The 24,736-nt window shown below is 50.0% G+C and carries 24 protein-coding genes and 1 other RNA gene; 15 read left to right on the top strand and 10 right to left on the bottom strand.

The window, feature by feature from the left end; all coding sequences use genetic code 11:
- Positions 1-113: 113 nt before the first annotated feature.
- Entirely contained in the window at positions 114-509 is a 396-nt protein-coding gene (locus tag LZP69_RS13865) for an MAPEG family protein (RefSeq protein WP_234201316.1), read from the bottom strand.
- A 138-nt stretch (positions 510-647) separates the two neighbouring features.
- Here LZP69_RS13865 and LZP69_RS13860 point away from each other — a divergent pair, with 138 nt between their 5' ends.
- From LZP69_RS13860 to LZP69_RS13820, 9 genes are all read left to right on the top strand, one after another.
- Positions 648-1,868 (top strand): threonine/serine ThrE exporter family protein, encoded by a 1,221-nt coding sequence (locus LZP69_RS13860; protein ID WP_234201315.1) that lies wholly within the window; start codon positions 648-650, stop codon positions 1,866-1,868.
- Between the two features lie 175 nt (positions 1,869-2,043).
- Complete coding sequence (locus LZP69_RS13855) at positions 2,044-3,747, top strand: ShlB/FhaC/HecB family hemolysin secretion/activation protein (protein ID WP_234201314.1); 1,704 nt, start codon at positions 2,044-2,046, stop codon at positions 3,745-3,747.
- A gap of 17 nt (positions 3,748-3,764) precedes the next feature.
- The gene (locus LZP69_RS13850) at positions 3,765-4,235 is read left to right on the top strand and encodes a TlpA disulfide reductase family protein (protein WP_234201313.1); all 471 of its coding nucleotides are present in this window, start codon (positions 3,765-3,767) and stop codon (positions 4,233-4,235) included.
- 3 nt (positions 4,236-4,238) lie between these two features.
- Positions 4,239-4,454, top strand: a complete 216-nt coding sequence (locus LZP69_RS13845) for a DUF4266 domain-containing protein (RefSeq protein WP_234201312.1) — start codon at positions 4,239-4,241, stop codon at positions 4,452-4,454.
- Positions 4,445-5,734: a DUF3570 domain-containing protein gene (locus LZP69_RS13840; RefSeq protein ID WP_234201311.1), complete on the top strand. Its 1,290-nt coding sequence runs from the start codon at positions 4,445-4,447 to the stop codon at positions 5,732-5,734. The genes LZP69_RS13845 and LZP69_RS13840 overlap by 10 nt, the downstream gene beginning before the upstream one ends.
- A 121-nt stretch (positions 5,735-5,855) precedes the next feature.
- Complete coding sequence (locus tag LZP69_RS13835; protein ID WP_234201355.1) at positions 5,856-6,692, top strand: FAD:protein FMN transferase; 837 nt, start codon at positions 5,856-5,858, stop codon at positions 6,690-6,692.
- Between the two features lie 112 nt (positions 6,693-6,804).
- Positions 6,805-8,931, top strand: a complete 2,127-nt coding sequence (locus LZP69_RS13830) for a TonB-dependent receptor (RefSeq protein WP_234201310.1) — start codon at positions 6,805-6,807, stop codon at positions 8,929-8,931.
- 80 nt (positions 8,932-9,011) lie between these two features.
- Entirely contained in the window at positions 9,012-10,088 is a 1,077-nt protein-coding gene (locus tag LZP69_RS13825) for a PepSY-associated TM helix domain-containing protein (RefSeq protein ID WP_234201309.1), read from the top strand.
- A gap of 167 nt (positions 10,089-10,255) precedes the next feature.
- Positions 10,256-12,202, top strand: a complete 1,947-nt coding sequence (locus LZP69_RS13820) for an alpha/beta hydrolase family protein (RefSeq protein WP_234201308.1) — start codon at positions 10,256-10,258, stop codon at positions 12,200-12,202.
- A gap of 55 nt (positions 12,203-12,257) precedes the next feature.
- Here the strand turns inward: LZP69_RS13820 and rnpB are convergent.
- Both rnpB and rsmI read right to left on the bottom strand, forming a co-directional pair.
- An RNA gene (rnpB, locus tag LZP69_RS13815) (RNase P RNA component class A) lies at positions 12,258-12,618 on the bottom strand.
- Between the two features lie 53 nt (positions 12,619-12,671).
- On the bottom strand, positions 12,672-13,514 hold the full coding sequence (gene rsmI / locus LZP69_RS13810; RefSeq protein WP_234201307.1) for a 16S rRNA (cytidine(1402)-2'-O)-methyltransferase: 843 nt from the start codon (positions 13,512-13,514) through the stop codon (positions 12,672-12,674).
- 90 nt (positions 13,515-13,604) lie between these two features.
- Between rsmI and LZP69_RS13805 the strand changes: the two genes are divergently transcribed.
- The 4 genes from LZP69_RS13805 (at position 13,605) to LZP69_RS13790 (ending at position 17,220) form a co-directional block, all read left to right on the top strand.
- Positions 13,605-15,653, top strand: coding sequence for a penicillin-binding protein activator (locus LZP69_RS13805; protein WP_234201306.1), 2,049 nt, complete (start codon positions 13,605-13,607; stop codon positions 15,651-15,653).
- Positions 15,650-15,994 (top strand): YraN family protein, encoded by a 345-nt coding sequence (locus LZP69_RS13800; protein ID WP_234201305.1) that lies wholly within the window; start codon positions 15,650-15,652, stop codon positions 15,992-15,994. The genes LZP69_RS13805 and LZP69_RS13800 overlap by 4 nt, the downstream gene beginning before the upstream one ends.
- Before the next feature lie 66 nt (positions 15,995-16,060).
- The gene (locus LZP69_RS13795) at positions 16,061-16,654 is read left to right on the top strand and encodes a phosphoheptose isomerase (RefSeq protein WP_234201304.1); all 594 of its coding nucleotides are present in this window, start codon (positions 16,061-16,063) and stop codon (positions 16,652-16,654) included.
- A complete protein-coding gene (locus LZP69_RS13790) occupies positions 16,651-17,220 on the top strand; it encodes a BON domain-containing protein (RefSeq protein WP_234201303.1) in 570 nt (189 codons plus the stop codon). Before LZP69_RS13795 ends, LZP69_RS13790 begins: the two co-directional genes overlap by 4 nt.
- 61 nt (positions 17,221-17,281) lie before the next feature.
- Here the strand turns inward: LZP69_RS13790 and trpS are convergent, their stop codons facing one another.
- Genes trpS through rpe form a run of 3 tightly spaced genes read right to left on the bottom strand, consistent with a single transcriptional unit; the run spans position 17,282 to position 19,652 of the window.
- Positions 17,282-18,280, bottom strand: a complete 999-nt coding sequence (trpS, locus tag LZP69_RS13785; RefSeq protein ID WP_234201302.1) for a tryptophan--tRNA ligase — start codon at positions 18,278-18,280, stop codon at positions 17,282-17,284.
- A gap of 5 nt (positions 18,281-18,285) precedes the next feature.
- Complete coding sequence (locus LZP69_RS13780) at positions 18,286-18,981, bottom strand: phosphoglycolate phosphatase (RefSeq protein WP_234201301.1); 696 nt, start codon at positions 18,979-18,981, stop codon at positions 18,286-18,288.
- Complete coding sequence (gene rpe / locus LZP69_RS13775) at positions 18,975-19,652, bottom strand: ribulose-phosphate 3-epimerase (protein WP_234201300.1); 678 nt, start codon at positions 19,650-19,652, stop codon at positions 18,975-18,977. Before rpe ends, LZP69_RS13780 begins: the two co-directional genes overlap by 7 nt.
- Positions 19,653-19,869: 217 nt before the next feature.
- On the opposite strand from rpe, the gene LZP69_RS13770 reads away from it, so the two are divergent.
- Complete coding sequence (locus LZP69_RS13770) at positions 19,870-20,190, top strand: hypothetical protein (protein ID WP_234201299.1); 321 nt, start codon at positions 19,870-19,872, stop codon at positions 20,188-20,190.
- Positions 20,177-20,389 carry a DUF2970 domain-containing protein gene (locus LZP69_RS13765; protein WP_326490272.1) on the top strand — a complete coding sequence of 71 codons (213 nt, stop codon included), beginning with the start codon at positions 20,177-20,179 and terminating at the stop codon, positions 20,387-20,389. The genes LZP69_RS13770 and LZP69_RS13765 overlap by 14 nt, the downstream gene beginning before the upstream one ends.
- A gap of 77 nt (positions 20,390-20,466) precedes the next feature.
- On the opposite strand, the gene LZP69_RS13760 is transcribed toward LZP69_RS13765, so the two are convergent.
- Genes LZP69_RS13760 through aroK form a run of 4 tightly spaced genes read right to left on the bottom strand, consistent with a single transcriptional unit; the run spans position 20,467 to position 24,568 of the window.
- Complete coding sequence (locus LZP69_RS13760) at positions 20,467-21,306, bottom strand: Dam family site-specific DNA-(adenine-N6)-methyltransferase (RefSeq protein ID WP_234201298.1); 840 nt, start codon at positions 21,304-21,306, stop codon at positions 20,467-20,469.
- A gap of 54 nt (positions 21,307-21,360) precedes the next feature.
- Positions 21,361-22,920 carry an AAA family ATPase gene (locus tag LZP69_RS13755; RefSeq protein WP_234201297.1) on the bottom strand — a complete coding sequence of 520 codons (1,560 nt, stop codon included), beginning with the start codon at positions 22,918-22,920 and terminating at the stop codon, positions 21,361-21,363.
- Between the two features lie 33 nt (positions 22,921-22,953).
- Positions 22,954-24,036: a 3-dehydroquinate synthase gene (gene aroB / locus LZP69_RS13750; protein WP_234201296.1), complete on the bottom strand. Its 1,083-nt coding sequence runs from the start codon at positions 24,034-24,036 to the stop codon at positions 22,954-22,956.
- A 16-nt stretch (positions 24,037-24,052) separates the two neighbouring features.
- Entirely contained in the window at positions 24,053-24,568 is a 516-nt protein-coding gene (aroK, locus tag LZP69_RS13745) for a shikimate kinase AroK (RefSeq protein ID WP_234201295.1), read from the bottom strand.
- Positions 24,569-24,736: the final 168 nt, after the last annotated feature.

The raw sequence follows: 24,736 nt of genomic DNA, 5'->3' as shown, positions 1-24,736 counted from the left end.
TCCCTGACAAACTGCGCCATCTCTTCCCATAGGTAAAGATGGCCTCTAAAAGGACGCGGAGTATAACAGCCAAAGGCCAATCGATGCGAACAAAAAAGCAGCAAATATGCAATTTAAGCCAAGATAAAGAAGCCGATATTGACCAGAGCCAACTTGACTATGACGGCCCAGGTGATAAGCACGCCCCAAAAGCGTCCGAAGTGATAACCCCCTCGCCCCCATGTGAGCCCTATGGCATGCAATACCCTTCCTAGCAACCAACTGCATCCAAACAGGTGCAGATAGAGGGGCGCCAAGCCATTTAACTCGGCTACCAGCAGAAGACCGAGGGCGATGGGGGCATTCTCAATCAGATTCCCGTGAACCCGATTGGCCAGGGTAATCTCACTGTGACCGCCACTGCCCAATCCCACCTTAAGTCTGCGCCTTAACACTATGACCCTCAGACTAAAATAGACCACCATGAAGGCGGTTAAGGCCATATAAAATCCTGATACCGTGACTGACATAAGCTAACCCTGCTGTGATGATTTTGAATACTCTAAGCTTTCGCTAAAAAATTTCCAACTCATTCACTTATTTGCTAAAAGATAGGTTAATATGCGCGCATTTAACGCCCCTCGTTTACAGCACCATGGACTGCCAAATTGAATAACGAAGAATTTATCGAGAAACGTCGTTTTATTATCAAATTAGGTAAGGCGCTGCATAAATTTGGCACGCCGGCTTATCGGCTCGAGTCCCACCTGCAGACTGTGTCTAAATCCTTGGGAATAGACGGCTACTTTCTGATCACCCCGACAACCATGACATTCGTGCTGCAGCACGATACCGATCAGGAATATAACCATCTGGCACGGGTCAAACCCGGCGATCTCGATCTTGGCTCACTGGCACGTACCGACGAACTGGTTGGCGAACTGGTATCGGGCCAGCGTACCCTGCAGGAAGCCCTAGACAGATTAGATGAGATAGCCAACAAACCCAGTCCCTACGGTCCGCTGCTCACCCTGCTGGCCTTTGGCAGCTCGGCTGGCGCCTTCGCCATGTTAATGGGCACCAGTTGGCACGATGTGTTCTGGTCGGCCATGTTAGGCTTATTAGTCTACGGCTTAGTGTTTCGCGCCGAGCGCTCCAAGCGCTTGGCCGAATCCCTCGAACCCCTAGCGGCCATTCTCGTTTCTATTACTGCCTGTGGTATCGCCTATTTCGATCCCTACATTAATATTCCCGTGGTGATCCTCTCGGGTATCATCATCTTCGTGCCGGGCCTAGCATTAACACTAGGGCTGGCCGAGCTCGCGGCGCGGGATCTTATCTCGGGTACGGCGCGTATCATGGATGCCTGTATGCTGCTGTTTAAGCTGTATTTCGGGGCGATTTTCGGCATGGTGATAGGCAATGCCATCTTCGGTGAGACCATCTATTTCGAACCGGACCCCCTGCCTCGCTGGGCTATCTGGTCGGCAGTGCCAATTCTCTCCACTGCGCTGGTGATCATCTTTAAGGCGCGCATAAAAGATTCCCCCTGGGGAATCTTCGCCGGTATCATCGCCTTCTTCTCGGCCATGCTGGCGGGGATCTATCTTGGCGACTCTATCGGTATCTTCTTTGGGGCGCTGGCCGTCGGTGTCTATTCCAATCTGTTCGCCCGCTGGATGAAGGCGCCCGCCTCCATCGCCTTGCTGCAAGGCATAGTGATCCTGGTTCCCGGCAGTAAGACCTATATCGGACTCAATACCCTGATTTTAGGTGAGACCATGCTGAATCAATCCCATATTGGTCCGCAGATTTTCCTGATTTTCATGTCATTAATTGCTGGGCTTATCTTCGCCAACGTGGCAGTTCCTCCTCGCGGCACCCTGTAACACAGATAAATCCTGATGTAACAGCCCCGGTTTCATCAGGATTTGCCCAAGTAGAATCATCCACTTAATTTTATTTTTCCCCTTGACTAATCACCTCTGCGGGTGTGTTATTAATTTGTTATTTTTGTAAGAAATTCGTTCGGTTCAAAAATAAAAATAAACAAGCGGATTGCCTATGCCCCTCTCAATAAACCTGGTTGTTCTTAGCAGTTATCTGTTTATTGCCCCCTTGGTGCTAGCCCAAGAAACGCAACCGCAAGAAACCCAAACGCAGCAAAATAAGCCCCAAGATCCATCTTCATCTCAATCTGCTGACACGCCACGGACAATAGACCCGTCGGCAGAGACGACCAGGGACGGTAATCTTGTGATTGTCAGCCATCCGATTTTCGATGAATCCGCCTCTAATGCTTTTTTTCTGCATCGTTGGGCGAACTTTCTGCATATCAATACCCGTCCATCGACCATCACCAATGCGCTCAGTTTCGATAAAAACCAATCTGTGACTCAAAAAGATCTCGATGAGGCGCAGCGTATTTTACGTGAAGAGTCCTACATTCGTGATGCCAAGGTCAGTTTTACCCAAAGGAAAACCGATGGCCAAACTGATGACGAGGTCGGCCAGGATATCTTAGTGGAGACCTGGGATAACTGGTCACTGCTGCCCACTTTCAGCTTTGGCCGCAGTGGCGGTGATAACACTGTATCCATGGGAATAAAAGAGGATAACCTCTTAGGTTACGGCATCAGAACCCGGCTGAGATATCAGTCCGATGCAGACAGAAACGGTTATAAACTGGCATTTCGAATCCCCACAGATAGCCTGATACGGCATTCGACCCTGACGCTGGATTTCTATGATAACAGCGATGGTCAAGCCGCCTTTGTCGATTTCACCAAACCCTTCTACACCTTGGATGGTGAGAATATGTATTCCACCCGTTATGTGACAGATTCACGAGTCGATATCATTAGGCAAAATGGCAATAATATTAATGAATTCAACCACGAAGTCGATTATGCCGATCTGGAATATGGCTGGTTATTCAATAAAGCCGATGACTGGCGCTCACGTATCGTGGTGGGCATAACCCGAGATAATAACCAGTTTGAAAATATTGACCTCTTTCCAAGCGCACCACTGCCTAAGGACAGGGACTTTCTCTATCCCTGGATCAGCTACCAATACCTGCAAGATGACTATAAGGTGCTCAACAATATCTATTTGATCGGCAAGAATGAAGACCTGAATCTTGGTTGGCAACACTATTTCAAGCTGGGTATCGAAACCTTAGATACCCAGAGCAACCCTGTAGGCTATCATCTTGACTGGCGCACCTCTCGCGGCTATATGAGCGAGAACCATCTACTACTGCTGGCCATCGGCGGTGAGGGGATCTTAGCTACCGCGCAGAATGATTACTTCAAACTCAGTACCCTAGCAGAATATTTTTACCATATCTCGCCCAAATGGACTGCCTACGCCAAAAGCCGATTAAGCACCTCAAAAAATAACTTCCTGGATAAGACCTTCGCCCTGGGGGATGAAACCGGCATCCGTGGCTTTCCAAATGATTATCAACATGGTAATAATCAGTGGCTGGTCTCGGCAGAACTGCGACATTATCCTAATATCAATTTATATCAACTTGCCGAACTCGGCTGGGCCCTATTCACCGACTATGGTCAGGCGAGCGGCGGGCCAGATGAGAACAACGAAACCAAAGATCCCATTGGCAGCTTTGGGGTCGGAGCTAGGCTATTTTCATCCCGATCCAGTTATGGCAGTGTTGCTCATATCGATTTCTCTGTGCCCTTTACCGCAGGGGATCATGTCAATAGTTGGGAATGGCGCTTTCAGATTAAGAGCCACTTTTAATGTTAAGGAGCTATATAGTGAAACGATTGATTATCTTAGCCATCTTGATGTTTAGCGCCCTTGCCAGCGCACAGCCCAGCCTGTTACAACAGGTACAGACCGAACAAGGGAACAAAGTCACACTAGAAGAGTTCAAAGGTAAGGTGGTCTATGTGGATTTTTGGGCTTCCTGGTGTGGCCCCTGCCGTAAATCTTTTCCCTGGATGAACGCCATGCATGCTAAATATGCACAGCAGGGGCTGGCCATTGTCGCCATCAACCTAGATAACGACACCAGCCTTGCTAAACAGTTTTTAGAAAAACTTCCGGCCGACTTTGCCATTCGTTACGACCCCGAAGGCCAGGCCTCCGAAGCGTTTAATTTACTGGGAATGCCCAGCAGTTTCATCTTTAATAAACAAGGCGAACTGGTACAGACCCATGTGGGCTTCTTTACCGAAGACAGCGACAGGTATGAGCAGGAACTACGCGCCCTGCTTGAGGAGTAACAGATGAAAAAAGTCTTACTGGTGGCACTGATCTTAACAGGCCTCTCGGCCTGCTCCAGCATAGGGGTACAACCCTGGGAGAAAGATCAATTAGCCCGTTCCGATATGGCTCTGGATGCGGAGATGATGGATCTGGCTCTCGATGATCACATCTATTTCAGCAAGGAAGGCACCAGCGGTGGCCGCTCTATGGCTGGCGGAGGCTGCGGATGCAATTAACTAACGATAAGAATATTGCCAGCGCCTTAGCCGTGGCAAGTTGTGCGCTAATAGCCCAGCCAGCTCAGGCCGAAACCAACTATGAGGATTGGAAAGTCGATGCCGCCTTGATGTACTACGGCGAGCAAGACAGAGTGCAGGCCATCGAAGCGATCGGCAATGTGGAGAAAAACTTTGGCGATCGCTCCACCTTGAGTATGAAAATCGTTGTCGACAGCCTCACAGGTGCCTCTGCCTCCGGCGCCGTCGCCCAAAATCAGGGCCAGACTTTTACCCGTCCTTCGGGCAAAGGGGAATACCAGATAAAGGCGGGTGATACGCCGCTGGATGACACCTTCCACGATACCCGCGTACAGCTGAGCGCCAACTGGAGTGAGGTGCTTAATCCTCTGTGGACTGTCAATGGCGGTGTCTATGGCTCCAAAGAGTTTGACTATATGTCCTTGGGGCTCAATGGCGGCGTCGAGCGCAGTTTTAATAAGGACAACACCACCTTAGCGCTATCTGCAGGCTACAGCTATGATACTGTCGATCCTGTTGGTGGTCGCCCGATGGGGTTATCCGCCATGGCGCTGCGGGACAGATATAATACCGAGGCCGAGTTTCAAACCGCCTTCGACAACACGCGTCTCGACGGCTCCGACACTAAAGCGACCACAGATCTGGTGCTCAGCGTCACCCAAATCTTAAATCGCCGCTGGCTGTTTCAGGCCAACTATAGTCTCTCCTCTGTGTCTGGCTATCTGACCGATCCCTATAAGATGTTAAGCCAGGTCGATACGAGTGGTACCAGTGTCAATTACCTCTATGAAAACCGGCCCGATTCACGCCTCAAACAGAGTGTGTTTACCATGGTGAAAGGGGCGCTGGATAAAGGTGTGGTTGATTTTTCCTACCGCTTCAGCCGTGACGACTGGGGTGTTCAGTCCCATACCCTAGAGACACACTATCGCCACTATTTTACCGGCAACATCTATGGTCAGCTTCACCTGCGCTACTATCAGCAGCAGGCGGCGGATTTCTATACGCCTTTCCTAGTCGAAGGTGCAGCTCTGCCGCAATATGCCAGCGCCGATTATCGTATCGGCGATATGAGTGCCTACACGATAGGGATAAAACTAGGGCAGCGCCTGCAAAGCGGGCATGAACTCAGCTATCGACTGGAGTTTTATCAACAAAATCCAGAAAACAACGGCACGTCGCTCTTTGGTCAGCTCAATCAACAGGAGCTGTTCCCTGATCTGAAAGCCATAGTGGCTCAGTTTAGTTACTCATTCTGATGATAAAATCCGTGATGTATAAGTCAGGTAGAAGAGACCAGCCTTGAGCAAGCTAAGCTCAGGCCAACCAGGAGGCGATTTACAACCGCGCTCCTGGGGTTTTCTTGGTCAGTTTCGCGCCATGGCCAGTCCCTGCGAGCTGTTGATCCCAACACAGAACAGCACGCTGGCAGGCGAAATCCTCGAACTTGCCATCAGAGAAGCCATGCGCATCGAGCAAAAATACAGCCGCTTTATTGAGGGGAATCTACTCTGGCGGCTGAATCACAGCGATGGGCAAACACAAACAATCGATGATGAAACCTATCGCCTGCTCACTTTTGCCCAGCAATGTTATCAGCTAAGCGATGGCCGTTTTGACATAACGGCCGGCCCACTGATGCGCCTGTGGCGTTTCGAGCAAGGCAAACAGGCTAAAATCCCAAGCGCTCATGCCATCCAGGCTGCCAAAGCCTTAGTCGATTTCTCCACGTTACGCTTTGACCCAACTGAGCTGCTAATGCCCAAGGAGATGTCTATCGACTTAGGCGGTATCGCCAAAGAGTATGCGGTCGACAGCACGGCTTATCTTATCGCCCAGCGTTGGCCGCAGCTGTCTGTGCTGGTGAACTTTGGCGGCGATATTGCCTGCCCAGTCCCTAAGCCAGATTCGCCCTGGCAAGTGGGGATTGAAGATCCCAATGCCCTGGATAATGCCGCCGCTGTGCTGGAGATCCGCCAGGGCGCCCTGGCCACCAGCGGCGATACCCGACGTTTTATCGAGCAAGACGGACAACGCTACGGGCATATCATAGACCCAAGCACAGGTTACCCTGTAAGTCACGCACCACGCTCTGTCACAGTATTGGCGCCCAATTGCGTTATGGCTGGCATGTTGTCCACCATGGCCATGCTGCAAGGCGCTCACGCCGAAACCTTCCTCAAACAGCAGAATATCGAGTTCAACATTTATCGATAATCACAATTGTGATAATTATTTTAAACATATATTGAAATAGTAATAATTATCGTTTACATTCGCCTTCAGTTTATAGACACTCTTTCACATAATAATATTCAAGGGCGAAATCATGAAGTTCAACTTGTCGAAAGTCTGTATTGCAGTCATTGCAAGCCAACTCATCACAACCCAGGCAATGGCCGAAGAGGCTGACGCTCAGCAAGATGTAAAGCCGATTGAGACTATGGTGGTTACCGCATCCCGGATTGAGAGGCCCTTGAGCCAGATCCCTAACACAATTACCGTTATCGACAAGACCGAATTAGACCAGCAACTCTCTATCAACAATGATCTTTCTACCCTCCTGGGTAATCTGGTTCCTAGCTTCTCCCCCAGCCGCCAGAAGATGACCAGCGCAGGTGAAAGCCTACGTGGCCGCAAGCCCCTGTATCTTATTGATGGCGTCCCCCAGTCAAATCCACTGCGTAGCGGCGGTCGTGACGGCCACACTATCGATCCCTTTTTAATTGAACGGGTAGAAGTGCTGCACGGCGCCAATGCCATCCACGGCCTGGGCGCCGCCGGCGGTATCATCAACCTGATCACCAAGAAGCCAACCCAAGGACTGGAACAGCAGATTAAAATCGATGGCGGTTTTCAAACCCAGGATGTGCAGGAGAGCGCCGACTGGGGTCTGAGCTACAGCCTGGCAAACAACTGGGATAATACCGATCTGCTTGCAGCATTGACCTATCGCAGCAGCGGTATGGCCTATGATGCCAATGGCCAGCTAATTGGGGTAGATAACACTCAAGGCGACACCATGGATTCCAAGGCGCTGGACGCCTTTATCAAGGCTGGCTACAACTGGGACACTCAGCGCCTAGAGCTGATGGTGAATCGCTATCAAATCGAAGGCAATAATAACTGGATCTCGGTCAGTGGTGACGTTGCCGCCGATATCCCCAGCTCGGCAATAGAGGGCAGCGCCGATGGCGAGGCGGCACAAAATGCAGTCACCACCGTCAGCCTGGGTTATAGCAATCAAGATTTTTTAGATCATAAGTTATCGGTTCAACTCTTCCACCAAGACTTTGAAGCCACCTATGGTGCAGAAGCCACCCCTATTGCGACCTTCCAAGATCCGGCCTATGGTGCAGACTTAATCGATCAGTCGCAAAACAACTCGGAGAAAACCGGCATAAAGATCACACTGATCAAGAGTGACCTGTTTGCACTGCCAGTCGATCTGGTTTACGGCCTAGATATACTCAAAGATGAGACCTGGCAGGCGCTGATCCAAACTGGCCGTAGCTGGGTGCCACCGACTGAATATACCAACTATGCCCCCTATGCTCAGCTGGAGTTTGCGCCCGATGCGCCTTACACACTCACGGCAGGCGTGCGCCACGAAATCGCAAAATTACAGGTGGATGACTTCACCACACTGGCCTCCTACGGCAGCCAATTTGTCCAAGGCGGCAATCCCGACTTTTCGCAAACCCTGTATAATTTAGGCGCTACCTATAAAGTGACCGACAGCTGGCGCGTGTTTGCTAACTATTCCGAAGCCTTCTCTATGCCAGACGTGGGTCGCGTACTGCGCGGCATCAATGTGCCCGGCCAGAGCGTGGAAACCTTCCTGGATTTGAAACCTATCCTGACCGAAAACACAGAATTGGGCATCGAATATGCAGGCAGCAACCTGCAAGCCCAGCTGGCCTATTACATGTCAGACTCAGACTTCGGTCAGCGACTACAGCGGGGCGTCGATGGTATCTACACGGTCAAACGTGAAATGACAGAAGTCGATGGCATAGAATTTCGCGTTAATTGGACTGCCTCTAGCGACGATCTGCTTGGACTGAGATTGGCACTCTCTGAAGGCCGTTACGACTCAGATCAGAATGGCAAGGTCGATACCGACTTAGGCGGCTCAAACATAGCCCCCGATCGTATCAATGCCAGCTGGGACAGACACTGGGGCGACAACTTCAGCACCCGTCTGCAGGTCAACCACCTGCTGGATAGAGATTTCGAGAACAAGGACGGCGATGTCACCAACGAGTTTAACGGTTACACCACAGTGGATTTCAGTGGCAACCTGGAGATAGGCGATGGCAAGATCACTTTAGGGGTACAAAACCTGACCAATACCGATTATTACACCTACTACTCACAGACTAGCCCGAACGATATTCGTAACTTTAAGGGATTGGGCCGTAGCTTTACCCTCTCCTATCAATTAAATTTCTAAGTCGGCGTATCAATTGAGTGGGGCCTCACCTAATATGGAGCCCCATTTGATTGAGTCGATTGCTAAGTCATTTTGAATCAATGAAACCTGCTGTTTTTCGCTTACGCTTCTGGCATCGCTACTTAGGACTGGTAGCCATATTGCCGCTACTGCTGGTCTCCCTCAGCGGCATGCTGCTGGTCTATAAAAAGCCGTTAATACAGCTTTTAGTTACCCAACAGGCCGAGCTGCCGAAGGAGTATTCGCTAGCGCATATTGCCAAGCAATTGGATGACATTGCACAACTGGCGCAAACCCAAGGCGCCGTTAGAATCAAGGCACCGAATCGGCAGGAACCTTACTGGACAATTACCGATAGCGAACAATCACACCAACTGTTTGCCATCGACACCCTAGCGCCTTATCAAACCAACCTCTGGTTGTTAAAAACACTGGAGTTTGTACACCATCTGCATACCGAGCTGCTGCTCAATAAAACTGGCCAGACAATACTGCTGATCTCAGCAATCTTGTCATTGCTGCTGTTAATCGCTGGAATTTGGCTCTGGTGGCCAGGACGCAGAGGCTTTCGCTGGCGCTTTATCAAGCCTTGGCCAATCAAACTGAAGATGGTGCTGCAATTTCATCGCCATAGCGGCATAGTCGCCGCGCCGATACTGGCAATTATCCTGCTCACCGCCACCATCATGATGTGGCAAAAACAGATTGCCCCCCTGTTACCCACCCTGCCTTCACACACTATCGCGCAGACGGAGGCAAGCACTCAGCCGCTATCGGCCAAACAAGCAATGCGGCTCGCCCAGTCACAACTGCCCGATAGCTGGCCCACCTATATCCGCTTGCCCGAAGGCGAGAATGACACTTACCGATTCCGCTATCGCCTGCCCGGCGAATGGCACCCCAATGGCCGAACCTCTGTCAATGTCGACCCACACACAGGCAAGATGGAACTCACCCAACGCGCCGACCAGCTCCCCTGGCAATACCAACTCATCAATCAGATCTATCCACTGCATTCTGGCTACGGCATCAACGGCCTGTATCAACTGCTCATCTTACTCGGCGGATGGAGCTTAGCCTGGATATCATTAACAGGCTTATTGAGCTACCTGAAGCAAGAGGGTTGGCTTACTAGCAATAATCGTCAGCTTAAATAAGCTACAAATAATATATTGATAACGTTGCAATTTGTCACAACTCCCTGATTGACTTTAGCTCTTTTTTGAATGACATTGCTCTATTAACATTGCCAAAAAACCAATTTATACCACTTCACCAGCCAGATCACACAAGGCACTCGTTGCCATAAATAAGGAGATTTATTGTGTTTTATTCTTGGTCGTTTATATCGAGTCGTTGCCGATCTCAGTTGATCGCCGCATGGGTAACCCTATGCTTGCTCACCGCCAGCTCTGCCATGCCTAGCTTTGCCGACACAGTGGAAGACTTGTCCCGCCATCCTGAGTTTTATAACGTCAAAATTTCCCCCGATGGCAAACATCTTGCGGTATTGATTAATTCCGATGGCCGAAAGATTTTGGCTTTTTTAGAAACCGATACCTTCAAACTTACTTTTGCACTCAATGGAGATAAACGCGACCAAGTTGCTGATTACTATTGGGTCAATGACGAGCGGGTCGTTGTGCAAGTCGAACAGGTGCGCGGCGCACGGGAGCAACCACTCAATTACGGTGAGATTTATGCGGTTAACTATGATGGCTCAAAAAGTAGAATGATTTACGGCTATCGCGCTAAAACCCCCTCTGGGAATGGTGGTTTCCTACTGGATATCTTAAAAGATGATGACAAGAATGTACTGATCCGCTCTCAGGCATTAAGCCGTAAAACCGATGTGTTACCCGAGGTGGTCAAGCTCAATGTGTATTCTGGCCGCAGCCGTAAAATCAAACGAGCACCTATCGCCTACAGTCAATTTTTAGTTGATCACACAGGTACGCCGCGTTTCGTGGCCGGTACAGATGATGATTTCAATACTCAACTCTACTACGCCCCCGAAAAAGGGGAAGATTGGCAGCCTTTTGCGGAACATTTTAACGGTCAATTCGAGCCCATCGCCTTTACAGCAGATAATCAAAGCATTTATGCCTTAAAGAGTGATGATGGTGGCCCCAAAGGGCTCTACTATTACGAACTGAGCACAGGTAAGGAAACCCTGCTTTATCGCAGTGAAATTGCCGATCCGACTTTGACTATTGGCTCTCAGCTCAACGAAATCTATGGCCTGCGAATTGACGAAGATTATCCCAATTACCTTTATCTAAAACCCGACTCCTCTGAGGCCAAACTGCATAAATCACTGGTGCAGGCATTCAACGGCGACAATGTGCTTATCAGCAGCATTACCGATGACGGCACCCAGGCAATAGTCCATGTCAGTAGCGATAAAAACCCCGGCACATTTTACCTGTTTAATCCTAAAACCATGCAGGCTCGCCATCTGATGAGCGCCCAAGAATGGATAAAACCCACTGAGATGGCCACTACAACGCCTTTTCGTCTTAAAACACCGGATGGTTTAACGCTAAACGGCCAGATGACCTTACCTAAAGGTCAGGACAAAAACCTACCGACAGTGATCTTGCCCCATGGTGGTCCTCATATCCGCGATTATTGGGGGTTCGATCCACAAGTCCAACTGCTGGCGAACAAAGGCTATGCTGTGGTTCAAGTGAACTTTCGCGGCTCCACCGGCTATGGCAAAAACTTTGAGAAGGCCGGTCACGGAAACTGGGGCACCAAAATCCAAGATGACATCATGCTCGCAACCCAGTATGCGATTCAGCAGGGAGTCTCAGATAAAAAGCGTATCTGTATCTTCGGCGCCAGTTTCGGCGGCTATAGCGCGTTGCAAAGCGCCATCCGCTTTCCCGAAACCTATCAGTGTGCCATTGGCTATGCCGGGGTGTACGATTTAGAGATGCTCTACAACGAAGGTGATGTACAGAATAACACCTGGGCTGACGCCTACCTTGATACCACCTTAGGTAGCGATAAGACCCAACAGAGAGAACAATCTCCGGTCAATCATGTGAATCAGCTAAAAGCCCCTGTGCTTATTATCCATGGCGAAGATGATGAGCGTGCGCCCATAGAGCATGCCCAGGCGTTGAAAGCCGCCCTGGACGAGACGAGCCACCCTTATCAATGGCTGGTGAAAGATAAAGAGGGTCACGGCTTCTATAAAGAAGAAAACATCCTCGAAGCCAACAAAAAAATCTTAAGCTTCTTAGATAAATATATCGGCCACTAAGCCTAGAAATGGCGTATGAAAAAGCCCGCAGCTTGAAAAAGCTGCGGGCTTAAATTTAGTGAGTTGGCCGATAAGCCGGGTCCTGTCGAGGACAGTTATTCATCTAGGCCTGCAATCGCTCACAGGCTCAAGCGACCTACCCGGTTCCAACGCGAGCCACGCATTAACTCATAAAGAGTAGTGGAACCCTATTTGGTCTTGCTTCGGGTAGAGTTTACCTTGCTACGGACTATTGCTAGCCGCACGGTGCGCTCTTACCGCACCCTTTCACCCTTACCAATCCGAAGATTGGCGGTCTTCTCTCTGTTGCACTTGTCGTCGGTTCACACCGCCCAGGCGTTACCTGGTACCCTGCTCTATGAAGCCCGGACTTTCCTCCCCGCTCAGATGAGCGCAGCAACTGTCTGGCCAACTCGGCGCGGATTATAGCCTAATGCGATAGCGCGCACCACCCCAGATTGAGGTCGGCTTAGAGACCGAGATCTAATCCCTGTTTATACAAGGCATTTTTCTTGAGTCCATGGATCTGCGCCGCAATGGCGGCGGCCTTTTTCAGCGGCAGTTCCTCGCTGAGCAACTTCAAGGTGTTCATGGCGACGGCAGGAATTTCATCCTCAACATCGCTGCGATACCCATGACACATAAGCACGATTTCACCTTTCTGCTGGTTGGCATCGCTTTTCACCCGCGTCAACACCTCGGCTGCTGTGCCACACAAGAAGGTCTCAAAGGTTTTTGTCACTTCCCGCGCCATCACCACCTGCCGCTCGGCGCCCAAAGCGGTGACGATAGATTCGAGACTGTGCACTATACGATGGGGCGATTCATAAAAGATCAGTGTGCGAGGATCTTCGCTCAATTCATTGAGTTTATCTAACCGACCCTTCTCTTTAGCGGGCAAGAAGCCTTCAAAAGAGAAACGATCCGATGGCAGACCCGAGGCACTTAAGGCGGTGATCGCAGCGCAAGGCCCTGGCAGAGGGATCACATCAAAACCCGCTTCACGCACCTGAGACACCAGATGATAACCCGGATCTGAAATCAACGGCGTGCCCGCATCTGAGATCAAGGCAACGGCTTCACCGGCAGAGAGCTTTTGGATGATCCACTGGGCTCTATCTCGCTCGTTGTGGTCATGCAGCGCCGTTTTACGGGTTTCTATGCCGAAATGACTCAGTAATTTGCCGCTGTGGCGGGTATCTTCGCAGGCGATCAAGGCGACCTGGTTAAGCACCTCTATTGCGCGGCTGCTGATGTCTCCAAGGTTACCTATAGGCGTAGGAACGATGTAAAGCGCGACCGATAGGTCCATATCTACCTCTTTAATGATTTTCCAAGACTTTCGCCAAGCCTAAGAGCAGGTTAAACTACTAAAGCCAGCATCTTACCAGAGTGAAGTCCTGTGTTAAAAAGACTGAATACCACTAAATTTATCATGTTTGCGCTGTTATCGGCGGTTTTGTTCGGTTGTGCCACACCCAGTGAGCCGAAAAAACCACAAGCGCAGGCCGTTTCCTTAGTCAGTGCCACTGAAGCGCCCTCGCAATATTTAAGCGAAGCCGCCAAAGCTGAAACGGATGAGCAACGCGATCGCTATCTGCTGCTGGCAGCCCACGCCTTTATCAATCAGGGTGACAGCTTTAGTGCCGGTCAGACACTCACCTCAATGAAGGACAGCATGGTACAGCGGCCAGAGCTGCTTGCCGAACATAAATACCTGACAGCACGCGTCCTGGAGATGACCTCAAATTATGATGATGCCTTGGCACAGCTGGATTATCCGCTTCAGTGGCGCATGGCCGACTGGCAGTGGGTCTCCTATTATCAGCTTAAAGCCAGGCTGTATCAGCTGACTCAGCAGCCTATCGAGCAGGCCAGACAACTTAGTCTGCTGAGCGCTTACCTGCCCGCAGAGCAGGCCAGCGAAGTCAATGATGAGATCTGGTCGATACTGCAACCCCTGCAGGAAGAGACGCTAGAGATTTTCAGTCAGGATAAGAGCAATCCGATTTTTGCCGGCTGGCTACAGCTGGCCTATATCGCCAAACACTATGCCATTGACCCTCAGGTCTTAGTCCAGCGTTTAGGCGACTGGCAGCATGAGAATCCGCAGCATCCTGGGGCGCTGAAACTGCCGACCGATCTTGAGCGCGCACTGAACACTAAACCCTATAAACCCAAGAATATCGCTGTGCTCTTGCCCTTAAGCGGCTCACGGGCGGCGGTTGCCAATCCGGTAAAACAGGGGATCATCTCCAGCTATTTGGCTCAACACAATGCCTCTGTCTCGATTAACTTTTTCGATACCGCTCAAGGCGCGACCTTGGCATATCAACAGGCAGTTGAAGCTGGCGCCGAATTTATCATAGGCCCGCTGCTGCCATCGGAAGTCGAGCAGTTAATGCAGGCCCAGGCCAATGCCGAACAAGCACCTCTCACGCCAAACGAATCTACTTTGACGCAGGCGACCCAAGCATCTGCACTCCCTCAGCCCCAGCAGGAGGGCCTTGCACAACCGGCTATGGCACAACAAGATCTGGCGCAACAGGAGCTGACACAGCAGAGCGTAGGTCAACCCGAGCTGGCTCAACAGCATCTCGCCACCCAAGAAGCACAAGCTCAGGCAAGAAGCTTGGCGGCACTACAGATGGCGATTCCTCAGTTGTACCTGAACAGTTCACATGACAATAGCCACAGAGAAGAGCAATTTTTCTTTGCACTTTCACCGACGGATGAAGCGATTGATGCCGCCCAGAAGATGTTTAACGATGGCATCAGAAAGCCTTTATTGCTTGCCAGCAGCGACAGTACAGGCAAACGTATGGCTGAGGCGTTTAACCAGAAGTGGCAAGAGCTGGCCCAAGAGGACGCCGAAGTTCACTACTATAACGGTGGTAACGAGATGAAGGTGGCGGTTCAAAAGTCCCTTGGTGTGGTCGACAGCTATGAACGCATCGCCCGTATCAAAGCCCTGCTGGGCAATGATATCCAAGCCGATTTTCGCTCTCGCCGAGATATCGATGCCATCTACATGGTGTCGAGCAATCATGATCTGCCCCTGCTAAAACCCTTCGTCGATGTCAGCTTTAGCGTGTTCGCGCAGCCAGTGCCGCTTTACACCACCAGCCGCAGCCGCATAGAGACACATTCGAGGGCGGCAGCTCAGGAGCTGAACAAGTTAAGCATCAGCGATATGCCCTGGTTGTTGCAATCTAACGAAGAGACAGCCGAGGTCGCCAAACTGTGGCCGACCTGGACCAATAGCCAGAAACGCCTCTATATCATGGGGTTCGATGCTGTGGAACTTATTGGTAAACTGGCTCAGATGCGCGCCCTGCCCGGGTATCAATATTCGGGGCGAAGCGGACTGCTATCGGTCTCGTCCGATGGTACAATCAACCGACAACTCAGCTGGGGTCGATACCAGTACGGCAGCCTCAAACCACTATGAGCCAGGCCGAGCACCTTAACCAAGGTCAGCGCGCAGAAGACAAGGCGCTGGACTACCTGGAGCAACAGGGGCTCGAATTGGTCGAACGAAATGTACGTTATCCCTTCGGGGAGATTGACCTGATAATGAAACAGGGTCAAATATGGGTGTTTATTGAGGTAAAATATCGTCAGTCGAAACAGTTTGGCGGGGCGATACAGGCAATTAGCCAGAGCAAGATAAACAAATTACGCCGAGCGGCAAACCATTATATGCAGTGTCACAACATAGATGCTCAATGTCGCTTCGATGTGGTCGCCATAGATGCAAAAGCGATCGATTGGATCACCAATGCATTTTAGTGACCCACTGGCCTCCTAAAATAGGGCTAAGGCCAATGAAACCGTTATTATTGAAGGATATATCCGATGCTAGAACGTATTAAAGATAGCTTCACCCATTCGATCCAAACCAAGATCGATGCCGCAGAGGCACTGCCTGAATCCATAGAGAAAGCGGCAGAGATGATGGTTCAGTGTTTGCTGGGCGGCAATAAAATCTTAGCCTGTGGTAACGGTGGCAGCGCCGGTGATGCGCAGCACTTCTCTGCCGAACTGCTGAACCGCTACGAGATTGAGCGCCCGCCACTGCCGGCCATCGCCCTGACCACAGACACCTCAACAATCACGGCGATTGGTAATGACTACAGCTATGAAGAGATCTTCTCCAAGCAGATCTTAGCCTTAGGTCAACCAGGCGACATCTTACTGGCCATCTCCACCAGCGGCAATTCAGGCAATGTTATCAAGGCGATGGAAGCGGCGCTGAGCCGTGATATGACTATCGTTGCCCTGACAGGCAAAGATGGCGGCGCCATGGCGGGCTTAATGGGAGTTAACGATGTCGAAATTCGCGTGCCCTCTAACGTGACCGCTCGCATTCAGGAAGTACACCTGCTGGTGATCCACTGCCTGTGCGACAACATCGACCGCACCCTGTTCCCTCAGGACGAGCAAGCATGAGAGCTCTGCTCCCATTAATTGCCATTGTGCTAATGCTTCAAGGCTGCGCCGGTGCCATTATGGTCGGTGCGGTCGGCGGCGCCGTGATGATCAATGATGAGCGCAGTTTCTCCACTCAGCTCGATGACACTAATGCCGACTTTACCATCTCAAGCGCCTTGTCATCCCATGACGATATTAAGAATCAAACTAATATCACTGGGGTGGCGATGAATGGTAATGTGTTGATGATAGGCCAGGCGCCCAACTCTATGTTGCGCGATAAGGCGGTCAACACAGTGAAGGCGCTGAATCTGGGCGGCAAGATCCATAACCAGATCCGTATCGGCAATCCCACCTCTTTTACCACACGCAGTAACGACACCTGGATCACCACTAAGGTGAAAACCCGGATGATCAAGGATAAAGATCTGGATGTCACCCGTATCAAAGTGGTCACGGAAAACGGTGAAGTATTCCTGCTAGGCGTGGTAACTAAAGATCAGGCCGATCTGGCCGTCGATATCACCCGCAACACAGCCGGGGTGAGAAAAGTGATTAAGGTGTTCGATACACCCAGTAGCTAGAAACAGTAGCTAGAAAAAAGTTAAGCCAGCGTTATGCTGGCTTAATTCGTCATGCAGGCTGTTAAACCAACAGGCCAATCTTCTCATAGACCTTCTTCAGGGTCACTTCGGCGCGAGCCTGAGCTTTTTCGGCGCCTTCCTGCATCACCTGGTTGAGGAAACTCTGATCCGCTCTGAACTCCTGATAGCGTGCCTGCAAAGGCTCTAACATGCCGACAACCGCTTCACCGGCGGCGACTTTGAGATGACCATACATCTTGCCTTCAAACTCAGCTTCTATGCTGGCAATACTCTGTCCAGTTACGCCCGACATCAGACTCAGCAGGTTGGACACGCCTGGCTTATTTTCCACATCGAAACGCACGACAGGCGGCTCATCGCTGTCTGTCATCGCTTTTTTCAGCTTCTTCATCACAGCCTTGGGATCTTCGAGCAGACCGATCACATTGTTACGGTTGTCATCGGATTTTGACATCTTCTTCAATGGGTCCTGCAGCGACATCACCTTGGCCCCAAGCTCAGGAATGAAAGGCTCGGGAATAGTAAAGGTATCGCCATAGGCGTTGTTAAAGCGAGTGGCGATATCACGAGTCAGTTCCAGATGCTGCTTCTGATCTTGCCCCACAGGGATCTCATTGGCCTGATACAGCAGAATATCCGCCGCCATCAACACAGGATAACCAAACAGGCCTACGTTAATGTTGTTAGCATGCTTCTGCGACTTATCCTTAAACTGGGTCATGCGGCTCAGTTCACCCATCTGGGTATAACAGTTTAATGCCCAGCCGAGCTGGGTGTGCTGCGGCACCTGAGATTGGATAAACACTGTGCTCTTCTTAGGATCAACGCCACAAGCAAGATAGAGTGCCAGGGTATCGAGGCAAGCTTCACGCAGTTTAGATGGGTCTTGACGTACTGTGATGGCATGCAGATCGACAACACAATAGAGACAATCATGACTATCTTGCATCGCAACCCACTGACGTAACGCGCCCATGTAGTTACCAATGGTTAATTCACCGGACGGCTGGGCACCGCTAAGGACGATAGGTTTAGTCATAGGTTTTATTGCTCCAAAAGTTGTTGAGAGGTGATACCGACGAATACTTGCTCAAAAGTATCACAGACGAGCGTTGGCTCGCTAAGCCCAATATCTTCACCGTAGTTGTAGCCATAGGTCAAGCCGATAGAGGCAATACCTGCGGCTTGAGCGGCAAAAATATCATTTTTCGAGTCGCCCACCATCAAAAGCTGATCCGGCGTAAGTTGCCACTCATTCAATAGATGGGTTAGAGGTAAAGGATCTGGCTTCATCTTTGCCAGTGAATCGCCGCCTAATACGGCGCTAAACAAGGTATCTATGCCAAACGCCTGCAGTAGCGGCAAGGTAAAGCGATGAGGCTTATTAGTGACAATCGCCAGACGATAGCCCACTTGAGCCAGCTGCTCCAGCGCAGGTTTCACCCCATCATAGAGCCGACTGTGTTGCTGTAAATTAGCCTGATAGTGCTTCATAAACAGCGGCATAGCGGCTTTTAGTTCGCCCTCATCTACATCCGTCTGTTTGGCAAACGTCAGGGCACGCTCCATCAATCGCTCAGCGCCGTTACCGACCCAAGATCGTACCTGGATTTCACTGCAACTTGCCAGACCAAGCTCAAGCAAGCTCTCGTTAACGGCGACATAGAGATCTGGCACACTGTCGATCAGGGTGCCGTCGAGATCAAACGCGATCGCCTTTAGCGTTTTGCCATCTAGCATGACTCAACCTTAGCTAGCTCGGCGCGCATCTCATCGATCACCGCTTTATAATCGGGCTGATTGAAAATGGCCGAACCCGCCACAAACATGTCGGCGCCGGCTGCGGCGATCTCGGCGATATTATCCACTTTCACGCCGCCATCAACCTCTAGGCGAATATCGAAACCGCTAGCATCGATGCGCTCACGCACCTGACGCAGTTTATCTAAGGTCGATGGAATAAAGGATTGGCCACCAAAGCCCGGGTTAACCGACATCAGCAGGATCACATCCAGCTTATCCATCACATAGTCGAGGTAGTGCAGTGGCGTACCTGGGTTAAATACCAGGCCAGCCTTACAACCTGACTCTTTAATCAATTGCAGGCTTCTGTCCAGATGTTCAGAGGCTTCTGGATGGAAAGTAATTATCGATGCCCCAGCCGCAATAAAGTCGGGAATAATACGATCCACAGGTTTTACCATCAGATGCACATCGATATCGGCGGTCACACCGAAATCACGCAGCGCCTTACACACCATAGGACCTATGGTGAGATTAGGCACATAGTGATTGTCCATAACATCAAAATGCACTACATCTGCGCCGGCCTTAAGGACAGCATCGACATCTTCTCCTAAACGGGCAAAATCGGCAGATAAGATCGAAGGAGCAATTAAAAATGGGCGCATGGTAAACTCGCTACTCTACTGTGGGTAAGAAACGCACTATTCTACCCTATAGCGGCGCTGGCGCTCTAGGGTGAATCGAGGAATATAGCAGTAGATATCAGAAAAAACGTGGTTTCATGGCAATAGCAAGCCGAATGACAAAAAGGATGGTCAAAATATAAACGGCTTTGCTATACTGTGAGCCCTTGTTTGTTTTTGTATTCCACAGGATGTAGAAATGAAAGAGAAAAAAACCCTTTCAGTGAATATAAAATCCCTGATACTACCGAGCGCCATCGCCCTGGTAGTGAGCTTTATTGCAATCAACACTCAAGAGAAAAACACCCTCTCAGTAGCAACAGACTGCAACTACGACACTGCCCTGCCTGCCAGCCACCCTAACAATCTGTGTGAAGCCCAGATAGACAATATCAGCTGGGTAAACTGGTTAGCGGGTAACAGTCGCTCGAGCCAATTCCATTTTCTGGATCTACTCGAATTGCTTCATGGTCATGAGCAATCACGCCCGCTAAAAGAGGCCAACACTGGTAACTTATAAGGTCGTTTCTAAACAGCCCTCTCTGCTACGACTGTTTCTCAGTACGCTCGCGGCATTTTTCGGAGTACAGACTCAGGCGCGTCGTCAGCAAGACTTTCAATCTCACTCACCCCTTCCCTTTATTATCATGGGGGTCATTCTCGCTGCACTCTTAGTCTTGAGCCTGATCTTAACGGTCAACTGGGTTATAGCCCCCTAATTCAACCGCTATTTATTCACCCTAAGCTCTTATTCAGCCTTAGCTTTCGTTCGAATCTAGCGCAGCTTTAATCTGGGTTAATCATTGCCGCTATGGTAGCTCTCGTCGTATAAGGCCATCAGTTCATCGACTTTCTTGCGTCCATTGCCATTCTGGCTGATATTGCGTTGAACCTGAATCGTATCGAAGCGGGCACCGTGGTATAGCTCACGGGTGAGGGGAATATCATGATTACTGATAAGCACTGGGATCTGCCGATCGATCGCCGTATGACGGGCATGGCGTGCCAGCAATGCCTGATCATCCAGACTAAAACCTGAACCGACATAAGTGGTAAAACTGGCTGTGGTCGACAGAGGCGCATATGGCGGATCGCAGTAGACTACATCCCCTTCTCTGGCCAACTCGAAGGCTTGCTCATAGCCGATACAGAGAAACTCGGCTTTCTGTGCCTTTTCGGCAAATGCCATTATCTCATCATGGGGGAAATAAGGCTTTTTGTAGGAGCCAAAGGGCACATTAAAGCCGCCCTTCTTGTTATAACGGCACAACCCATTGAAACCATGGCGATTCATATAGAGGAAATAGACAGAGCGCAGAAAGGGATCGCGGGTCCGATTAAATTCATCACGGATCTTGTAGTAGGCCTCTTTATCATTTTTCGCCTCGACAAACATCGCCTTAGCTTCTGTCAGGTATTTTTCCGGCTTGGCCTGAATAATCTGATAAAGGTTGATTAGATCTTGATTGATATCGCAAAGCAGATAGCTAGGGTAGTCAGTATTCAGAAAAACGGAACCTGCGCCGACAAAAGGTTCAACTAAACGCTCACCCAGTGGCAGATGTTGCGTAAGTGCTTCAACCAGTTTGTATTTTCCACCTGCCCATTTGAGAAAGGCTCTCTGCTTTTTAATCATCGAATCCGATTGAATACCCTTAGTTACAAGTTGTCGATTGTACTCTGTTTATTTTTAAATTTCACGAGAAGGAACAGTTTGTTGTAATTGATATTTTGACAGTTCTGCCCATTTTCTTATCCAGAGTGACCCCAGATCCAGGGATTCTTGTAACCCCTTAATCTGCGCTTGCGCCTGAGCACGGGAATCGAATTGCCCATAAAAGGCTACCCATTGCTGGTTATATTTGGCGATTTTCACCTGTTCAATGGAATCAAATCTCTCAATAAGAACGATAAGCGACTCGACCTTTGCAACGCTGATCAGCTGTATTGTATAGCCAGAGGTCGGATGAAAGGTATTAAATTGCCCTGACTTATCATCAAGCTTGTGAGAGGAATCGACAGGATTTGAATTCGCAGCCACAGTCTCACTGCTGTTATCTCCAACAGCCTGAGATGAAAGCTGCGATGCCTCGGTTATTTGGGGCTCAGTTATTTGGGGCTCAGTTGAAATGGGCTCAGCTGTATTGGAATTGGCTATCTGAGCCTCTGCCATTTTGGCTTGTGCATTAGCAGCAAATACCTCAGCCTTGCTGGCTTGGGCGTTCTCCTCAGACACTGGAATATTTTGAGTCAGCTCTTCTGGCTTAAGCTTAGGGAACTCACTCTCTCCCACAGTATGCTGAGCAAGATCAGTTCCCTCGGTAAGATTCTCAATATCGGATGGACTCTGCGCATCCTCGACCGCCTGTACTCTGTCGAGACGCGCCATAAAGTAAGGGGCTAACACAGCTTCGCCATAGGCATAATTTGCTATGCTGGCTTTTAAAGATGCCACAGTATGTGCACGGCTTGCCTGAGGCGCTGACGGTTCAGAGTCGAAATAGACAATCACAGCAAGCAAAAATAGAAGGGCTGCAGCTAAGTAAACCCACAAATAATTGGGTTTGGACTTTATCTCTTCCTCCTCACCCTCTAAGGCCAGATACAGCAGCTTGACCACTTCTCCCGGTAATCCCTGCTGCATCGACAGTTGCTGCTGCACTATCTCCTTTGGCGTAAATGGCACCTGTTCGCTGCGCCAAAGCAGACTGTAATAGAGCATTTCCCGCTCGCTCACCACCAAAGGCGCGATATTCACAGGCAACATAATTTGCTGCTGCACCTCTGGCAGTTGAGTCAATATTTCAGACAAGAAACCGCTGGAAGTGGTGAAGGTGAATGAGATCTGCTTACCTGACAACTCGAGCTGACTGAGCACTATACACTCGGCCCAGATGGTCAGTGGCAAATAGTGAGCATCGTCGAGAACTATGTGGCAGTGGGCCGGCAGAGAATCGGTGAGATCGAGTAAGGTTTCCGGCAGTGGCAACTCATCATCGAACAGGGGGTCAGCCAAAAGTTGAACTAATATCTTACGTCGAATTTCACTGCTCTGTGCATGCTGTGGACACGCCACCAGCGCCGTACTCACCCCTTCCAGTCCATCCACCAATGCTGTGACTAAGGTCGTCTTGCCGGCACCGGACTCGCCGGTCAGCACAGTTAACTGCTGGCCGTAAAGCGCCACATGCTGCAAACGATGCAACAAAGATTCTTGACTGGGTAATAGGGTGGAAGTTTTGATAGTCACTGTCTTACCAGACGGGTTTATTAAAATCGGCGATTAACAGTCGGTGCGACAAATAACCTTTTCAAGGATAGATTCGGGGACATCACTGTATACCCCGGCTTTGCCTAGCCCTTCGGGTAATACCAGCCTCAACTTACCCTGAAGTACTTTTTTATCCCGACGCATATGCTTGATAAATTGCTCAAATCCCATGGTTGCTGGCGCAGCCACAGGCAGGTCGAAGCGTTCGATTAATCGGGTGATCCGCGCCACCATATCACTATCAATCAGCGTCATGTGACAGGCAGTCTTCGCAGCCAATACCATGCCGGCAGCCACGGCTTCGCCATGAAGCCAGACACCATAGCCCATCTCTGCCTCGATGGCATGACCAAAGGTATGGCCCAGATTTAGCAGCGCCCGCACCCCTTGCTCGGTTTCATCCTGTGCGACAACATCGGCTTTTATCTGGCAGCAACGGGCAATCGCATACTTTAATGCGGCTTCATCCAAGGACTTTAATTCATCCACATGGTTTTCCAACCAGACGAAAAACTCATAGTCCCAGATAATGCCGTACTTAATTACCTCAGCGATACCGGCGGCAAACTCACGGGCAGGCAGAGTGGATAAACATTGAGTATCTATCACCACCAGCTGGGGTTGATAAAAGGCCCCTATCATATTCTTACCCAAAGGATGGTTCACAGCCGTCTTTCCGCCAACCGATGAATCGACCTGAGCCAAGAGTGTGGTCGGAACTTGGATAAAGTCGACACCACGCTGATAGCAGGCGGCCGCAAAACCGGCCATATCGCCAATCACACCACCACCCAAGGCCAGGATAATCGTATCCCGCCCCATGTTCTGCTCCAGCAGCGAGGTGAAAACTGTATCTAATTGGCTTAGAGTCTTGTACTGCTCACCATCGGGCAAAATGACGGGGTCAGCACTGAGGTGATTTGCCAGTAGCGCCTGTACCTGTTTAAGGTAAAGGGACGCCACTGTCGTGTTGGTGACGATTAACACTTTTTTATTCTGAATCGCCCGTTGAAATAACTCGGGTTGTTTCAGCAGATTCGGGCCAATGTAAATCGGGTAGCTACGTACACCAAGTTCAACCTGAATCTGTTCCATGTAACCGCCTATAGAATTAAAAACCTAACTGTTCAATAATTTGATTAGCAACGACTTTTGCACTTTGCTCATCGGTTTTAACTATCACATCGGCGATCTCTTCGTAAAGCGGGTTACGAATCGCGGCCAGGTTTTCTAAGACTTCGCGAGGATCATCGACTTGCAGTAACGGACGACGCTTATCCCTTTGGGTGCGTGCCACTTGCTTATCGATAGTCGTTTCTAAATAGACCACAATACCGCGCGCTGACAGGTTATTGCGAATATCTTTGCTCTGGATTGAGCCACCGCCTGTCGCTAAAACGATACCTTGCTTCTCGGTGAGATCGGCGACCACTTGCGTTTCACGACGACGAAATCCCTCTTCGCCTTCGACGTCAAATACCCACGCAATATCCGCACCTGTGCGGTTTTCAATTTCTTGATCTGAATCGTGGAATTCTAAATGGAGCATCTGTGCCAGATGACGTCCTATCGTGCTTTTACCAGCCCCCATAGGACCTACTAGGAAAATATTACGTTTTTCAGCCATTGCTTTTACGTCGGAATCTTATATGAAGTTTGCCTACGTCAACCTGAAAACCGGGTTGACCTTAAATGTTACCTTGCTCTAATGAGACTTGACCACGGATTATCTCAGCTAACAACCTAGAAAGGCAAGTGATGGAAGTAAATTCTGTGAAATTATACTCCCACAAAA

The organism is Shewanella sp. AS1, assembly GCF_021412565.1.
Lineage (GTDB): Bacteria > Pseudomonadota > Gammaproteobacteria > Enterobacterales > Shewanellaceae > Shewanella.
Note: the sequence above shows the minus strand (reverse complement) of the source record. Positions and strands in the feature narration are given on the sequence as shown.

Bases quoted from the DNA above. Each gene is read 5' to 3' on its own strand.
- LZP69_RS13865 (WP_234201316.1), bottom strand. From the start codon at position 509: ATGTCAGTCACGGTATCAGGATTTTATATGGCCTTAACCGCCTTCATG.
- LZP69_RS13855 (WP_234201314.1), top strand. From the start codon at position 2,044: ATGCCCCTCTCAATAAACCTGGTTGTTCTTAGCAGTTATCTGTTTATT.
- LZP69_RS13845 (WP_234201312.1), top strand. From the start codon at position 4,239: ATGAAAAAAGTCTTACTGGTGGCACTGATCTTAACAGGCCTCTCGGCC.
- LZP69_RS13840 (WP_234201311.1), top strand. From the start codon at position 4,445: ATGCAATTAACTAACGATAAGAATATTGCCAGCGCCTTAGCCGTGGCA.
- LZP69_RS13835 (WP_234201355.1), top strand. From the start codon at position 5,856: ATGGCCAGTCCCTGCGAGCTGTTGATCCCAACACAGAACAGCACGCTG.
- LZP69_RS13830 (WP_234201310.1), top strand. From the start codon at position 6,805: ATGAAGTTCAACTTGTCGAAAGTCTGTATTGCAGTCATTGCAAGCCAA.
- LZP69_RS13825 (WP_234201309.1), top strand. From the start codon at position 9,012: ATGAAACCTGCTGTTTTTCGCTTACGCTTCTGGCATCGCTACTTAGGA.
- rsmI (WP_234201307.1), bottom strand. From the start codon at position 13,514: ATGGACCTATCGGTCGCGCTTTACATCGTTCCTACGCCTATAGGTAAC.
- LZP69_RS13800 (WP_234201305.1), top strand. From the start codon at position 15,650: ATGAGCCAGGCCGAGCACCTTAACCAAGGTCAGCGCGCAGAAGACAAG.
- LZP69_RS13795 (WP_234201304.1), top strand. From the start codon at position 16,061: ATGCTAGAACGTATTAAAGATAGCTTCACCCATTCGATCCAAACCAAG.
- LZP69_RS13790 (WP_234201303.1), top strand. From the start codon at position 16,651: ATGAGAGCTCTGCTCCCATTAATTGCCATTGTGCTAATGCTTCAAGGC.
- trpS (WP_234201302.1), bottom strand. From the start codon at position 18,280: ATGACTAAACCTATCGTCCTTAGCGGTGCCCAGCCGTCCGGTGAATTA.
- LZP69_RS13780 (WP_234201301.1), bottom strand. From the start codon at position 18,981: ATGCTAGATGGCAAAACGCTAAAGGCGATCGCGTTTGATCTCGACGGC.
- rpe (WP_234201300.1), bottom strand. From the start codon at position 19,652: ATGCGCCCATTTTTAATTGCTCCTTCGATCTTATCTGCCGATTTTGCC.
- LZP69_RS13770 (WP_234201299.1), top strand. From the start codon at position 19,870: ATGAAAGAGAAAAAAACCCTTTCAGTGAATATAAAATCCCTGATACTA.
- LZP69_RS13760 (WP_234201298.1), bottom strand. From the start codon at position 21,306: ATGATTAAAAAGCAGAGAGCCTTTCTCAAATGGGCAGGTGGAAAATAC.
- aroB (WP_234201296.1), bottom strand. From the start codon at position 24,036: ATGGAACAGATTCAGGTTGAACTTGGTGTACGTAGCTACCCGATTTAC.
- aroK (WP_234201295.1), bottom strand. From the start codon at position 24,568: ATGGCTGAAAAACGTAATATTTTCCTAGTAGGTCCTATGGGGGCTGGT.